The organism is Sanguibacter massiliensis (assembly GCF_900240335.1).
Lineage (GTDB): Bacteria > Actinomycetota > Actinomycetes > Actinomycetales > Cellulomonadaceae > Flavimobilis > Flavimobilis massiliensis.
The window spans coordinates 2,398,382-2,413,410 of record NZ_LT964979.1 but is presented as its reverse complement, the minus strand read 5'-3'; the positions used below and the strand labels follow the sequence as shown (position 1 = coordinate 2,413,410).

General features: G+C 73.2%; 13 protein-coding genes. 1 reads left to right on the top strand and 12 read right to left on the bottom strand.

Going from position 1 to position 15,029, the window contains the following annotated elements:
• Positions 1–18: 18 nt before the first annotated feature.
• Genes C1729_RS11200 through ssd form a run of 4 tightly spaced genes read right to left on the bottom strand, consistent with a single transcriptional unit; the run spans position 19 to position 3,444 of the window.
• Positions 19–753, bottom strand: a complete 735-nt coding sequence (locus tag C1729_RS11200; protein ID WP_102510017.1) for a hypothetical protein — start codon at positions 751–753, stop codon at positions 19–21.
• Positions 750–1,472 (bottom strand): type II secretion protein F, encoded by a 723-nt coding sequence (locus C1729_RS11195; protein WP_102510016.1) that lies wholly within the window; start codon positions 1,470–1,472, stop codon positions 750–752. The genes C1729_RS11200 and C1729_RS11195 overlap by 4 nt, the downstream gene beginning before the upstream one ends.
• Positions 1,469–2,629 (bottom strand): TadA family conjugal transfer-associated ATPase, encoded by a 1,161-nt coding sequence (locus C1729_RS11190; RefSeq protein WP_102510015.1) that lies wholly within the window; start codon positions 2,627–2,629, stop codon positions 1,469–1,471. The genes C1729_RS11195 and C1729_RS11190 overlap by 4 nt, the downstream gene beginning before the upstream one ends.
• Positions 2,626–3,444: a septum site-determining protein Ssd gene (gene ssd, locus C1729_RS11185; protein ID WP_102510014.1), complete on the bottom strand. Its 819-nt coding sequence runs from the start codon at positions 3,442–3,444 to the stop codon at positions 2,626–2,628. Before ssd ends, C1729_RS11190 begins: the two co-directional genes overlap by 4 nt.
• A 93-nt stretch (positions 3,445–3,537) precedes the next feature.
• On the opposite strand from ssd, the gene C1729_RS11180 reads away from it, so the two are divergent.
• Positions 3,538–4,392 (top strand): HAD family hydrolase, encoded by an 855-nt coding sequence (locus tag C1729_RS11180; protein WP_102510013.1) that lies wholly within the window; start codon positions 3,538–3,540, stop codon positions 4,390–4,392.
• 4 nt (positions 4,393–4,396) lie between these two features.
• Here the strand turns inward: C1729_RS11180 and C1729_RS11175 are convergent, their stop codons facing one another.
• The 8 genes from C1729_RS11175 to C1729_RS11145 all read right to left on the bottom strand — a co-directional run bounded on the left by C1729_RS11175 (position 4,397) and on the right by C1729_RS11145 (position 14,936).
• Positions 4,397–7,810 (bottom strand): proline dehydrogenase family protein, encoded by a 3,414-nt coding sequence (locus C1729_RS11175; RefSeq protein ID WP_102510012.1) that lies wholly within the window; start codon positions 7,808–7,810, stop codon positions 4,397–4,399.
• 233 nt (positions 7,811–8,043) lie between these two features.
• Complete coding sequence (locus C1729_RS14360; protein ID WP_129590741.1) at positions 8,044–8,271, bottom strand: hypothetical protein; 228 nt, start codon at positions 8,269–8,271, stop codon at positions 8,044–8,046.
• Positions 8,265–9,242 carry a hypothetical protein gene (locus C1729_RS11170; protein ID WP_102510011.1) on the bottom strand — a complete coding sequence of 326 codons (978 nt, stop codon included), beginning with the start codon at positions 9,240–9,242 and terminating at the stop codon, positions 8,265–8,267. Before C1729_RS11170 ends, C1729_RS14360 begins: the two co-directional genes overlap by 7 nt.
• A gap of 387 nt (positions 9,243–9,629) precedes the next feature.
• Positions 9,630–9,941 carry a hypothetical protein gene (locus C1729_RS11165; RefSeq protein WP_129590740.1) on the bottom strand — a complete coding sequence of 104 codons (312 nt, stop codon included), beginning with the start codon at positions 9,939–9,941 and terminating at the stop codon, positions 9,630–9,632.
• On the bottom strand, positions 9,932–10,258 hold the full coding sequence (locus C1729_RS11160) for a hypothetical protein (protein WP_165375490.1): 327 nt from the start codon (positions 10,256–10,258) through the stop codon (positions 9,932–9,934). The genes C1729_RS11165 and C1729_RS11160 overlap by 10 nt, the downstream gene beginning before the upstream one ends.
• Before the next feature lie 77 nt (positions 10,259–10,335).
• The gene (gene acs, locus C1729_RS11155; RefSeq protein WP_102510008.1) at positions 10,336–12,327 is read right to left on the bottom strand and encodes an acetate--CoA ligase; all 1,992 of its coding nucleotides are present in this window, start codon (positions 12,325–12,327) and stop codon (positions 10,336–10,338) included.
• A 212-nt stretch (positions 12,328–12,539) separates the two neighbouring features.
• On the bottom strand, positions 12,540–13,439 hold the full coding sequence (locus C1729_RS11150) for a formate/nitrite transporter family protein (protein ID WP_102510007.1): 900 nt from the start codon (positions 13,437–13,439) through the stop codon (positions 12,540–12,542).
• A 93-nt stretch (positions 13,440–13,532) separates the two neighbouring features.
• Positions 13,533–14,936 (bottom strand): NAD-dependent malic enzyme, encoded by a 1,404-nt coding sequence (locus C1729_RS11145; protein WP_102510006.1) that lies wholly within the window; start codon positions 14,934–14,936, stop codon positions 13,533–13,535.
• Between the last annotated feature and the right edge of the window lie 93 nt (positions 14,937–15,029).

Below are 15,029 nucleotides of genomic sequence, written 5' to 3'. Positions count from 1 at the left end.
GGTCGGTCGTGGGTCGGCTCAGAGGAGTCCCGTGCCGAGCGCGATGACCGCGGGCACGAGCCCGAGCAGCGTGAACGCGGGCAGGAGGCACAGGCCGAGGGGGATGACGAGACGTACGGAGAGCCGTTCTGCGGCCTCAACGGCGCGCGCGTCGGCCTCGCGGTCGTGCCGGTCACGTGCGGCGCGGAGCGCGGCCCCGGGGGCGGCGCCCTGCTCCCAGGCGGGGCGGAGGCAGTCGGCGACGAGGTCGAGGATGCGCGGTCGGGTGCCGCTGTGCCCCGCTGAGCGTACAGAGCGTCTGGTCCGGCGGCCGACGGCGACGTCCGGCGGCTTCCCCTCGGCGCCTGCCGCGGCCCAGGCCTCGTCCCACGCGGCGCCGAGGACGAGCGCGGCTCCCGCGGTGACGAGGCCGCGGCCGGTCGGGCCGTCGACCGCGTCCCCGACGACGCGGAGGGCGTCCGGCAGCGACGTGGCTCCCGTCGCGACGGCGAGCAGCTCGAGCACGACACCGACGTCGTCGACGGGGCCGTCGGCGCTCTCGGCGTCGTCCGTGGCCGAGGCCGCGGCGACGGACCGCCCTGCCGACGCCGCGCGCCCCGGGTCGGGGCCGTCGGCCAGCGTGCGACCGTCCCGCGCGCCGTCGTTCACCGCTCTCCCTGGGCCACGGACACCGCGACCTCTCCCCCACCCGCCGCCCGACGCGGCGAGGAGGAGCGCCGTGCCGAGGACGACGAGCGCGGCCGGGTCCGTCACGGGTGTTCCGCCTGTCGCACGAGCACCCGGATCCAGCGGTGTCCGGCTGCGAGCGCGAGCGCGCCGCACGTGACGGAGACGGCGCCAGGGCCCCCGCCGAGCACGGTGTTCACGGGGTCACCGCCGAGGAGGCTCGCGACGAGGAGTCCGAGCAGCGGCAGCCAGGCAAGGAGTCGCGCGGTCGCGCGGGGGCCGGCGAGTGCGGCGCGGCGTCGTGCGGCACGGGTCTCGGCGGCGACGGCCTCGCGGCCGACGTGCTCGAGGGTGTCGGCGAGCGGGGCGCCGAGCCGCGCGGCGACACGGCTGGCCGCGACGAGGGCGGCAACCTGCGCGCGGCGTTCCCGTGCGGCGGCGGGCCCGTGGCGGCGCCGCCTCCCCGGCCGTGGGCGCGGCGCGCGTGCGTCGTCGGTACGGTCCGTCACGCTGTCGTCGTCGGGGTCCTCACGGGCCGAGCCGTCGATCCGCAGGGCGAGCGAGCCGGCGTGCGGGACGCCGTCGGGCGTCGCGAGCACCCCGGCGTGCGCCCACGCGTGCGCGGGCGGGGTGCCGGCCCGCAGCGAGGCGGCAACGGTCGCGAGCAGCACGTCGACCGCACTGCCCGGCGCGCGCAGCGTCGACTCCGTGGTCGTGCGGACCGGCCGCACGCCCGAGCGCGGCACGCCGCCCGCGGCGAGGAACGCGAGCACGCCGACGAGCGCTCCGACGACGACGGCCGTCACGGGCCCTCACCGAGACGGTCGACGAGCCGCTCCCAGCCGGGCCCGCGGCCCGGTGCGCCGTGGCCGTCCCACGTGAGAGCAGGCGTGACGACGAGCTGCCCCGCGTCGAGGGCGACGGTCCCGACCTCGGCGACGTGCCGGTGCCCAGCGGTGCGGCGCACGTGGACGACCGCGTCGAGAGCCGCCGCGGCCTGCGCTGCCACAGCCTCCGGCGCGAGGCCGGCGAGCGCGCCAAGCGCCGCGAGCCGAGCTGGCACGTCAGCGGCGGAGTTCGCGTGGAGGGTCGCCCAGCCGCCGTCGTGCCCCGTGTTGAGAGCGGTGAGGAGCTCGCGCACCTCGGCGCCCCGGCACTCGCCGAGGACGATCCTGTCGGGTCGCATGCGCAAGGTCGCGCGGACGAGGTCGGCGAGCGTCACCTCGCCCCGCCCCTCGACGTTGGGGCGTCGCGCAAGCAGGTGGAGGACGTGGGGGTGCGTCGGGACGAGCTCGCGTGCCTCCTCGACGACGACGATCCGCTCGTCGCCGGGGACGAGCGCGAGCAGCGCCGCGAGCAGCGTCGTCTTGCCGCTTCCCGTCGCACCGGCCACGACGACGTTCGCGCGCGACGTCACGAGCGCGGGCAGAAGGTCGCTGCTGCCGGGTGGGAGCATGCCTGCCGCGACAAGCTCGGTGTAGGGCAGGCCGCCGGGCCTCAGGACGCGCAGCGACACGACCGCGCCCCGCGGGCACACGGGTGCGACGACCGCGTGCAGCCGCGTGCCGTCGGGCAGGCGGGCGTCGACGACGGGGCTCGCGTCGTCGAGCCGCTGCCCTCCCGCGGCGGCGAGGTGGACGGCGAGAGCGCGCACGTCGTCGTCCGTGCCGAGGTCGATCGGGACGGGCTCGAGCCCGTCGCCCCGGTCGATCCACACGTCGCGCGGCCCGTTGACGAGGACGTCGGTGACGCCGGGCTCGTCGAGCAGCGCCTGGAGTGGGCCGGCGCCGTAGGTCGCGTCGCGCACGTCGTGGACGAGCCGTTCGAGCGCGTGCGAGCCGAGGACGACGCCGCGGCGGCGGACGGCGTCGCGGACGACGTCCTGAAGGTCGGCCGCGCCCGCGGGCACGGTCGCGAGACGTGCACGGACGTCGGCGAGCAGCGCGTCGTCGCACGTCCTCATGGCCGGCTCCCGGCGGCGAGCGGCGCGCGGGCGCGCTCGAGCGCGCCGAGCACCGCGAGCGCCGTGCGGTGCAGGCGCGGCCCGCAGGGGCCGACGCCTCGTTCGACGGCGCGCGGCAGTGTGCGGTCGACGTGGAGCCGGGCGAGGACGTCGACGCCGACGGCGTCCGCGACGACGCCCTCGGTGAGACCACCCGGTGCTGCGCCTGACGTCACGAGCCGCACCGGGGCGGCGGGGTGGAGGTCGTGGAGGCTGCGCTGCGCGGCGGCAATGCCTTGGAGGTCGCGCGGCACGACGAGCACATGGAGGTCGACGGGCACGGGCGGCCGCGAGCGCACGTGCCGGGGCAGGTCGAGGACGAGCGGCACGGACGCGCCGAGGGCTTCGAGGACGTCGTGGAGCGCGGCGGGCGCGACCTCGCCGGGGCGGGCCCGGTCGTGGCTGAGCACGTCGACGTCGCCCCAGGTCGGCAGGAGCGCGCGGATCTCGGCTGCCGGCACGTCGCCGGTCGCGTCGCGCAGGTCCGCCCAGCGCAGGCCGGGCTGGTCCTCGATCCCGCAGAGGACGTCGATGCCGCCGCCGTCCTCGTCGAGGTCGACGAGGACGCACGCGCCGTCGCGCCGGGCGAGCGCGCGGGCGCACGCGGCTGCGAGCGTGCTCGCGCCGGTCCCGCCGCGTGCCCCGCTCACGCCGAGGACGGTGCGCAGGCCGGAGGGCGGTGCGGCGAGCATGGTCGGGCCCACGTCCCACACGGCGTCGGCGGGCGCCGTCCGCGTGGCGGCCTCGTTGACGGGCGGCACGGTCCACAGCGCCATGGTCACCTCCGGGTCTCGTCGCGCACGTTCCGCAGCCGACGTTCCCCCGTCGGCACGCACCGCGCGATCCCTCGTCCCGGATCTGTGGACGGGATGCCGGCCGCCCGGCCTGTGGTCAGCCGTGCCGCTAGGCTCGGTCCCGTGACCGCGCAGCGACCTGCGGCGTCACGGCCCCGGCCGACCGCCGCGTTCTTCGACCTCGACAAGACCGTCATCGCGACGTCGAGCGTGTCCGCGTTCTCCCGACCCTTCGCCGCCGGCGGTCTTCTCTCGCGCCGCGCGATGCTGCGCTCCGCGTACGCGCACGTCCTCTACATGGCGGGCGGCGCGGACGCCGAGCAGACCGAGCGCATGCGCCGCACGCTCTCCGCGCTCGTCGAGGGCTGGGACGTCGCGCAGGTGAGCGAGATCGTCGCCGAGACCCTCCACGACCTCATCGACCCGTACGTCTACGCCGAGGCCGTCGAGCTCATGGCCGAGCATCACGCGGCCGGGCGGGACGTCGTCATCGTCTCCGCGTCCGGCACGGAGGTCGTCGAGCCCATCGCGGCCGCGCTCGGCGCCGACCGCGTCGTCGCGACCCGCATGGAGGTCGCGGACGGCCGCTACACGGGCGGCATCGACTTCTACGCGTACGGGGAGAACAAGGCGATCGCGGTGCGCGAGCTCGCCGAGAAGTACGGCTACGACCTCGAGGAGTCCTACGCCTACTCCGACTCCATCACGGACGCGCCCATGCTCGGGACCGTCGGGCACGGGTTCGTCGTCAACCCGGACCGTGCGCTGCGCCGTCTCGCGGCCGAGGAGGGCTGGGACGTCCTCACGTTCACGCGCCCCGTCGCGATCGAGGCGTTCCTCACGCCCCGCCGCGGGATCGCGGCGGGCGTCGCGCTCGCGGCGGTCGCGGGCGCAATCGTGTGGGCGGTTCAGCGGCGGCGCCACACCTGACGGCCTAGCCCGTCTCGACGTGCCCGTAGCGGTGCCGCGTGCGACTCACGGCCTGCTCGCGCAGGAACGCGAGGAGCTCGCGTCCACCGGAGGCGACAACGGGGGCGTCGAGCACGGTGACGAACCCGGTCCGGCCTGCGGCGGACTCGCGAAGTCCGGGACTGCGCCCGACGACGCGGACGCGCCCGTCGACGTCCCCGGCGGCGACGCGCGACGCGAACGCGCGGGCGTCCTCGACGCGCGCGTCGTCGGGCAGCGCGAGGTCGAGGGTACCGACCGCCGCTGTCGTGGCCTCGTTCGGGCGCGCTGCCATGTGCCCGCTCGGCGCCGGGACGCGGCCGTGCACGACGCCCGGGTCGACCGACACGTCGACGCGCACCCCGCACCGCTCGGCGGCGGCGAGCACGCGCGTCACCTCGACTGCAAGCGCGCCGGGTCCGACACGCACGGTCGCGTGCGGCAGAGGCCGGTAGCGCAGGACGTTCGACTCGACGGTGAGGCCGCTCGGGTCATGCTCGCGCGAGAACTCCTCGCGCCACCAGCGCCCATCCGACTCTCCCGCCCGCGCGAGCCACGCGCCGGGCGCGGTCTCGCGGTCGGGCAGGTCGGGGGCGTCGGTCCACGTGCCGATCTGCGCGACGTAGTGGGGGCCTCCGGCCTTGGCTCCGGGCCCGACGACGGACGCCTTCCAGCCGCCGAACGGTTGGCGGCGGACGATCGCGCCGGTCGTGTGCCGGTTGACGTAGAGGTTCCCGGCCTCGACGCGCTCGGTCCAGCGGTCGATCTCGTCGTCGTCGAGCGAGTGCAGGCCGCTCGTGAGGCCGAGGTCGACGCTGTTGACCACGTCGATCGCGTCGTCGAGCGTCGGGACGCGGACGACGCCGAGGACGGGACCGAACGCCTCCGTGCGGGCGAACCACGAGCCGGGCTGGACCCCGGCCCGCACACCAGGGGTCCACAGCCGCCCCGTGTCGTCGAGGCGGTGGGGCTCAACGAGCCAGCTCTCGCCGGGCTCGAGGGTCGTGAGGGCGCGCAGGAGGTCACCGTCGGCTGCGGGGGTGAGCGGGCCCATGACGGTGCCGGCGGCGGTCGCGGGCCCGACGGCGAGGGACGTCACGGCGTCGGCGAGCTGGCGGCGCAGGCGGTCGTCGGTGCCCGCGGAACCGGCGAGGACGAGGAGCGACGCCGCCGAGCACTTCTGCCCGGCGTGACCGAACGCGGAGCGGACAGTGTCGGCGACGGCGAGGTCGACGTCGGCGGACGGCGTGACGATCATGGCGTTCTTGCCCGACGTCTCCGCGAGGACGTCGAGGCCCGGGCGCATGCGCGCGAAGAGCTGCGCGGTCGCGAGCGAGCCCGTGAGCAGGACGCGCGCGATGTCGGGGTGGCGCACGAGGTGGCTGCCGACGTCGGCCTCGCCGCGGCCGGCGACGTCGAGCACCTGGAGGACGTCGGGCGCGTGTCCCGTCTCCGTGAGCGCGTCGCGCACCGCGCCCGCCGCCATGGCGGCGGACCGGGGCGTGAGGTGCGAGGGCTTGAGGAGCGCGGGCGAGCCCGCGGCGAGCGACGCGAGCGCGGAGCCGAGCGGGATCGCGACGGGGAAGTTCCACGGCGGGGTGACGAGCGTGACGCCCGACGGCCTGTGGACGGCGTCCGGGTCCGCGTCCCTGTGGTCAGGGTCGAGCCGTTCGGCGGACCCCGCGTACCAGCGGGCGAGGTCGATCGCCTCCGAGATCTCCGGGTCGATCTCCGCGACGGTCTTGCCTGCCTCCGCGACCGCCGTCTGCGCGATCGCGTCGCGACGCTCCTCGAGGAGCTCGGCCGCCCTCCTCAACGCTTGCCCGCGGGCGCGGGGCGGGACGGCCGCCCAGGTCGCGCCCACCTCGACCGCGCGCGCGACGACGGCGTCGGCCGCGGCCGTGATCGTCACGGGAACGAGCGGCGCAGGCTCGGCGGGCGGCGCGGCCCCGTCCCGCATGCGGGCGGCCCGCTCCCGCACGTCGGCGAGGGCGGGGTCGAGGTCGGGCACGTTCCAGAACTCGGGTTCCTCGCCCCCGCGAGCAGCCGCGCGCAGCCGGCGCGGGGTGCGGTCGACCGTCCCGGCCGCCGTCACCGCCGCGCGGAACGCCGCCTCCTGCGCGTCGAGCGCCGCTGCCCCGGCCGTCATCGCGTGGAGGAAGTTCTGCGGCGCGGCGTTTTCTTCGAGGCGCCGCACGAGGTAGCCGACGGCGACGTCGAGGTCCGCCGGGTCGACGGCCGGCACGTAGAGGAGCACGCTGCCCGTCGCGGCCCGCACGGCGCGTGCCTGCGCGGGCGCCATGCCGTGGAGCATCTCGACCTCCATGCGCCCGGCCTCGCCGCGCTCGGTCGCGAGCAGGTGCGCGGCCGCGACGTGGAAGAGGTTGTGGCTCGCGACGCCGACGCGCAGCCCGAGCCCGGGCGTGAGCGCAAGGTCGAGCAGGTCGAGGTATGACGCGTCGACCTCCGCCTTCGTGGGGTAGACCGTCTGCTCCCAGCCGTGGAGCTCGGCCTCGACGCGCTCCATCGCGAGGTTCGCGCCCTTGACGAGCCGCACGCGCAGCGGCCGCCCGCCTGCAGCCTCGCGCCTCCTGGAGAGATGGATGACCTCCTCGAGCGCAGCCCGGGAGTCGGGCAGGTACGCCTGGAGGGCGACACCGAGCCGCAGGTCGCGCAGCCCGGGGTCGTCGGCGAGCTCGGCGACGACCGCGAGCGTGAGCGTGAGGTCCCGGTACTCCTCCATGTCGAGCGCGAGGTGCGTGCCGTGCGCGCTCGCGGCGCGCGCGAGCGGCCGCAGCCGCGCCAGGACGCGCGCACGGGACCCGTCGAGGTCCCACGTGACGATCTGCGGGACGAGCGCGGACACCTTGACGGAGACGTGGTCGACGTCCTCCCGCGCGACGAGCGTGCGCAGGCGGGCGGCCCGCGACGCGGCCTCGGCCTCACCGAGGACGGCCTCGCCGAGGAGGTTGACGTTGACGTGGAAGCCGCCGCCCCGTAGGCGCGAGAGGTGCGGGCCGAGGTGCGTCGCGTCGGCGATGAGGTGCCCGATCATCTGGCGCATGCGGGCGTGCGCAGCCGGCACTGCGAGGCGCGGGGCGAGCGGGGCGAGGCGCGACCCTGCGCCGAGCAGCACGCGGTCGGCGGGACCGAGGAAGGCGGGGTGCAGGCCTGCGCGGCCGAGGGCGGCGAGCTCGTGCGCTGCGACGCGCGGGTCGCGGGGCCTGACGACGCGGTCGACGAACCGGAGGGCGAGCTCGAGCCCGTCGGGGTCGGCGACGAGCGACGCGAGGCGACGGGTCGAGCGGCGTTCGGCGGGCGTCTCGTCGCGCGCGGTCGCGGCGAGCCAGCGGCGCGCGAGCGCAACCGCCTCCGGGACGACGTCGTCGAAGGTCACCATGCCTCATCCTCGCGCCGCGACCGGCGGCTCCGCACGGGCTCGGACGACGGATGAGACGCGACGTGCCAGCAGATGGGACGCCGATGGCCGGCTCCCCCGCAGGGGAACCGGCCGTCGAGGCAGGTAGAGACCTACTTGCTGAGCCCCTTGGCGATGAGGTCCATGACCGAGGAGTCCGCGAGCGTCGTCGCGTCTCCAACGGCCCGGTTCTCGGCGACGTCGAGCAACGCCGGTCAGCCGTCGGAGCTGTCCGGCTCTCGCTTCGCAGTCCGTGCCCGGCGGCGATCGACGAGCGGAGCGACGACAAAGAAGCAGATGAGCCCGATCGGGCTGCTCGCAATGAAGGTCGCAAGAACGGAGTCTGTCAGCAGGTAGGCGACGAGACCGACGACCATCACTCCTGCGATCACCACGGTGGTGAACCAACCCTGCTGCGCCAGGGGAACTCGAGATGTCACCATCCGCAGTTCCTCCGCTGCTTCACCTCGTAGAAGGGCGTATAAGGAACCACGGCGTACGGTGTGATGAGGACTCGCGCCTGGTAACAACCAAGGTTCTTGATGGACTTCGTGCGCCACGTCTTGACGATGAGGTCCCACAACTGCATCCCGGTGACTCCGCCCGTCAGGGTGCAGAGGAGTTGTGCGATTTTAGCTGCGCCATGCGGGAGCTTTGAAAGACCGCTACAGGTCACGACGACGGCGCCACCGCCGAGTGCGAACAACGCTGTTGCCATGGTCTTGAGCTCCCAACCTTGCATGTTGAGATACGTCCCCCGGCCGAAGGTGATCCAGGGATCAGCGGTGACCGGATACCCAAAGCCGCCTGAAGCGTGGTCGACGACCTGTGTGAGCGTCGAGCCTTCGACCTCGTAGCGCGTCGGAACGGAGACGCCCTCGGCGTCGGTCGCCCACGGCGCCGCGAGCATCCCGACGGGCTCTTCACCGTCGAGCACAAGGACGGAGCCGTCCTCCTGCAGCGCCAGGTCGAAGCCCTCGAACGTGTAGTCGTAGCGCTCAGGCGCGTTCTCGTTCTCGAGAACTGAGAGGAACCGCGTCGAGCCGTCGGCGAGCGGCTGAACCGCGAGCGAGGCATCGTCGTCGCTCGTGTACACGAGCGTCCCGTCGTCAGCCTGCCGCACCGTGTCCGCACCAGCGAGGTCAGGCAGGGCGACGGTGAGGTCGGGCCCCGCGGGGTCCGTGCTCGTGAGCGAGACCGGAGTGCTCGCGTCCTCAGGGACGACAACAGTGGCCTCGCCGACCTGCGCCTCGAACCCGTCCCCGGCGCTCGCAGCCTCCAGGACCGCACCCGCCTCGGGAGCGACCGCGGCAATGGCCTCGGCGACCTCCGTCGCGGGAGCATCAGGGTCGTAGGCCTGCGCGAGACCTGCACTCGCGACCAGGAGCGCCGTGCTCGCGACACACGTCGTCAACGTTCTGGAGAAGCTCTTCAAGACTCTCTCTCTCTCGAACTTCGGCCCGTGGCCGACGCGACCTCCCTGGGATCGCGCGACCCGAAACTAGCGCGCATCAGACGTGCACTTCAAAACTTCTGTCCGATCATCCCGTTACCTGGGATACTCGCACATTCAACCACTCGATCTTTCGGCCGAGCGACACGCCTCCCCCGTCCACGCTGCCGCCCAGACACGCCGACGGCCGGCTCCCCCGCAGGGGAACCGGCCGTCGCGGCAGGTAGAGACCTACTTGCTGAGCCCCTTGGCGATGAGGTCCATGACCGAGGAGTCCGCGAGAGTCGTCGCGTCCCCGACGGCCCGGATCTCGGCGACTTCTCGCAGCAGGCGCGCCGCCGAGACCGACTAGCGACGCTGCCGCCACATGTCAACGAACCCAACGGCCACGCCGACCAGTCCGGCACCGACCGCGCTGACCCAGAGTATGGGCCAGCCCTCGCCGAATCCGAAGAGCGTGGCGCCACTCCCGACGCTGCACAGAAGGAGCGCGAAGGCGAGGAAGCGGCTGGTCCGGAATGCGCCGACGACTGCGTCGCCGTCGACAGTTCCATCGCTCGGCTCGGCTCGCACCAGCCAGAAGCCGAAGTAGCCTGCGAGCACAGCGCAGGCCGCGTGAAGCACCCACGCCAAAACCGGAATGTCTGGGATCACAGCCACGTCACCTGAGAAAGCACCTCAGGCGACTGCGCCAACGTTCGCAGCGCTCCTTCGACCGTGCTCGAGTCGTGATGGCCAACCTGGGGCTCAGCCGCCTGCGCCAGCCCCGCACTCGCGACCAGGAGCGCCGCACTCGCGACGCACGTCGTCAACGTTCTGGAGAAGCTCTTCAAGGCTCTCTCTCTCTCGAACTTCGACGTCACCGCCGACGCGATCTCCCTGGGGTCGCGTACGGCGAACTTAGCGAGCAATGCGCTCACCGCCCAACACTTCTGGCCGAATATCCCGATACGCGAGATACTCAGCGTTTCAACCATTGTCGCGCACGACATCTGCCTTCCACGCCGACGGCCGGCTCCCCCGCAGGGGAACCGACCGTCGGCGCAGTGCAGACCTACTTGCTCAGCCCCTTGGCGATGAGGTCCATGACCGAGGAGTCCGCGAGCGTCGTCGCGTCTCCGACGGCCCGGTTCTCGGCGACGTCGCGCAGCAGGCGTCGCATGATCTTCCCCGAGCGAGTCTTGGGGAGCTCGGCGACGACGAGGATGCGCTTGGGCTTGGCGATCGGGCCGATCTCCTTGCCGACGTGGTTGCGGAGGATCTGGACGATCTCGTCCTCGTCGGTCGTGCCGAGCGCTTCGGTCGCGTCGGAGCGGAGGATGACGAACGCGACGACGGCCTGGCCGGTCGTCTCGTCCGTCGCTCCGACGACCGCGGCCTCGGCGACGGCGTCGTGCGAGACGAGCGCCGACTCGATCTCGGTCGTCGAGAGGCGGTGGCCGGAGACGTTCATGACGTCGTCGACGCGGCCGAGCAGCCAGATGTCGCCGTCGTCGTCCTTCTTGGCGCCGTCGCCGGCGAAGTAGACACCGGGGAACCGCGACCAGTAGATGTCCTTGAACCGCTCGAGGTCACCCCAGATGCCGCGGAGCATCGCGGGCCACGGCTCGGAGAGCACGAGGTAGCCGCCGCCCCCGTCGGGCACCGAGTGGAAGTCGTCGTCGACGACGTCCGCGACGATGCCGGGCAGTGGGACCTGCGCGGAGCCGGGCTTCGCGGCGGTGACGCCGGGGAGGGGCGAGATCATGATCGCGCCCGTCTCGGTCTGCCACCACGTGTCGACGATCGGCGCCTTGTCACCGCCGATGACACGGCGGTACCACATCCAGGCCTCGGGGTTGATGGGCTCACCGACCGAGCCCAGGACGCGGAGGCTCGTGAGGTCGAACGTCGCGGGGATGTCCTCGCCCCACTTCATGCACGTGCGGATCGCAGTCGGCGCGGTGTAGAGGATGGTGACCTTGTACTTCGCGATGATCTCCCACCAGCGGCCCTGGTGCGGGGAGTCCGGGGTCCCCTCGTAGATGACCTGGGTCGCGCCGTTGATGAGCGGCCCGTATGTGACGTAGCTGTGGCCGGTGACCCAGCCGATGTCCGCGGTGCACCAGTAGACGTCGGACTCGGCCTTGAGGTCGAAGACGTACTTGTGGGTGTACGCGGTCTGCGTGAGGTAGCCGCCGGTCGTGTGGAGGATGCCCTTGGGCTTCCCCGTCGTGCCCGAGGTGTAGAGGATGAACAGCGGGTGCTCGGCCTCGACCCACACGGGCTCGTGCGTGACGTCGGCGGACTCGAGGGCGTCGTGCCACCACACGTCGCGCCCCTCGACGATCGCCGTCTCCTGGCCGGTGCGGCGCACGACGAGCACGTGCTCGACGGGGCTCGCGACGCCGTCGCGCTCCTCGAGCGCCTCGTCGACCGCGGGCTTGAGCGCGGAGGGGGCGCCGCGCCGGAAGCCGCCGTCGGCCGTGATAACGACCTTGGCCTCGGCGTCAGCGATGCGCGAGCGCAGCGCGTCGGCGGAGAACCCGCCGAAGACGACGGAGTGCGGGGCGCCGAGGCGCGCGCACGCGAGCATCGCGATGACGGCCTCGGGGATCATCGGCAGGTAGATGACGACGCGGTCGCCGGTGCTCACGCCGAGCGACGCGAGGGCGTTGGCGGCGCGGGACACCTCGCGAAGGAGGTCGCTGTACGTGAGGGTGCGGGTGTCACCGGGCTCACCCTCGAAGTGGATGGCGACACGGTCGCCCCGACCTTCGATGACGTGGCGGTCGACGGCGTTGTAGGCGGCGTTGAGCGTGCCGTCGGCGAACCAGCGGGCGACGGGCGCGCCGGACCAGTCGAGGGTCTCGGTGAACGGCTTGCGCCAGGTGAGCAGGTCACGGGCTTGGTCGGCCCAGAAGCCGAGGCGGTCGGCTGCGGCGGCCTCGTACAGCGCGGGCTGCGCGTTTGCCTGCGCGGCGAACTCGGGGCTCGGAGGGAAGCTCCGGCTCTCGTGAAGAAGATTCTCGAGGCCGGCGGCCGCCGGCGTCCCGTCCTGGCTCACGACGTTCCTCCGTTGTGCATCGACATTGGTGCAGCAGGACCTAGGTCCCGCTCGGAGTGTAGTCCCGCTCACACCCTCGTGAGCGGGTCAGTCCCTCATCGTGGACCGCGGGGAGGCGCAGGATTCCGGGGACATGACGGGGTCCCGCTCCCACGTCGCGACGGGTGCAGCGCGCAGGGCGACGCCAGTCAGCGGTGCGCAGAGCTCTCGTGTCACACGACCGCGTACGGCCCGTTCCCCGGCGCGCCGATCGCCGCAGGCGCGTCCGCAGCGCCCGGCGCCTCCGGGGCGCCCGGCGCTTCCGGGGCGCCCGGCGCGTCCGCGCTGGCGAGCGCCTCCGCGCGGCGGCTCGCGCTCACGGCGTAGGCGAGCCCGACGACGACGGCCCCGCCGACGAGATTGCCGAGCCCGACGACGGTCATGTTCCGCGCGAAGTCCGCCCAGCCCGTCTCGGGCAGGCCCGAGATGAGGCCGACGCCGAACGTCGTCATGTTCGCGACGACGTGCTCGAAGCCGGAGGTGATGAAGGCGAGCAGGCACCAGAAGATCGTCACGAGGCGCGCGACCTCCGACGTCAGCCGGGTCGCGGACCACATGGCGAGGCAGACGAGCATGTTGCACAGGACGCCACGCCAGAAGAGCTCGACGTTGCTCTCGCCGCCCTTGGCCTCGAGCATCCCGGCGAGCATCGCGCCCGCGGGCGTCGTGCGCTCGAGCAGCCCGGTGAGGTGGAGCATCGTCGCGAACGCGAACGCGCCGAGGAGGTTGCCGGCGAAACAGAAGAGGATCGTGCGCCCCGCCTCCAGCCACGTGATGGTGCGGCGCCAGGCGCCCTGCGTCGTCGTCATCATCGTCGAGGTGACGAGCTCGCCGCCCGCCGTGTAGACGAGGGTGAGGGCGACGCCGAAGACGAGCCCTTGGACGAGCTTTGTCGCGGGCGATCCCGCGGCCTGGAGGGGGCCGGCGGCGGAGACCATGAGCATGACGGCGACGCCGATGTAGGCGCCCGCGAGCATCGACTGGACGGTGTAGGCGCCGGGGCGGCGGGTGAACGCGACCTTCGTCGCCGCAGACCTCGCCTGGACCTCGATGTTCTCGTCGATGCTCAGCATGCCTCGAGCATCGCCGTCCACCGCCGCGAAATCGTAGGACCTTAGGACGGTACGGCTCGTCGCGATACGGAAGACGACGGCCGGCGGGGCACCTCAGTTGTTCGCGATCCCCGTCCGGCGCGCCACGTCCGCGACGGCCTCCGCGACGACAGTCGTGACGTCGGGGTTGAAGACGCTCGGCACGATGTACGTCGCGTTGAGCTGCCCGGGGTGGACTGTCGACGCGAGCGCGCGCGCCGCCGCGAGGAGCAGCTCGTCGGTGATGCGCGAGGACTGCGCGTCGATCAGCCCGCGGAACACACCGGGGAATGCGAGCACGTTGTTGATCTGGTTGGAGAAGTCGCTGCGACCGGTCCCGACGATCGCGGCATGCTTGGCGGCCTCGACGGGGTCGATCTCGGGGCGCGGGTTGGCCATCGCGAAGACGATCGAGTCGTCGGCCATCGTCGCAACGTCGTCCGCCGTGATGACGTCGGGCGCGGAGACGCCGATGAAGACGTCGGCGCCCGCAAGCGCACCCGCCAGGGTTCCGGTGACGCCGCGCGGGTTGGTGTGCTCCGCGGTCCAGCGCAGCTGTTCGCTCAGCCCGGCGCGGCCCGTGTGGACGACGCCGTCGATGTCCGCGACGACCACATCCCGCGCGCCGGCCGCGAGCAGGAGCTTGAGGATCGCGGTGCCGGCGGCGCCCGCACCGGACAGGACGATGCGCACGCCCGGCAGGCTCTTGCCGACGACGGAGAGGGCGTTGATGAGGGCTGCGAGCGCGACGATCGCAGTGCCGTGCTGGTCGTCATGGAAGACGGGGATGTCGAGCTCGTCGCGCAGGCGCCGCTCGACCTCGAAGCACCGGGGCGCAGAGATGTCCTCGAGGTTGATCCCCGCGAACACGGGGGCGATGGCCTTGACGGAGCGGACGATCTCGTCGACGTCCGTCGTGTCGAGCGCGATGGGGAACGCGTCGATGCCGGCGAACCGCTTGAAGAGCGCGGCCTTACCCTCCATGACGGGCAGGGACGCGAGCGGGCCGATGTCGCCGAGGCCGAGGACGGCCGTGCCGTCGGTGACGACGGCGATCGTGTTGCGCTTGATCGTCAGACGGCGGGCGTCGTCGGGCCGTGCCGCGATGGCCTCGCACACGCGGGCGACGCCCGGGGTGTAGATCATCGAGAGGTCGTCACGGTTGCGGATCGGGGCGGTCGGCTCGATGCGGAGCTTGCCGCCGAGGTGCATGAGGAACGTCCGGTCGGAGACCCGGTCGACCTCGACGCCGGGCACTTGGCGGAGCGTCGCGACGATCTCTTGCGCGTGCGCGTCACCGCTCGTCGCGCACGTGAGGTCGACGGTCATACGGGCGCTGCCCGACTCGGTGACGTCGATGCCGGTGACGAGTCCGCCGTGCTGCTCGACGGCCGTCGTCAGCTCGCTCACGACGGTCGGCCTGGCCTCGACGTGGAGGCGTGCGGTGATGGACGACGAGACGCTCGGTGCGGGGCTCATGCCCCATTGTGACGCAGGCCACGCGCCTGACGCACTCTCGCCTGGCACGGGTGGCGACCCCGAGGAGGTCGCCACCCGTGGTCGTTCTCGAGC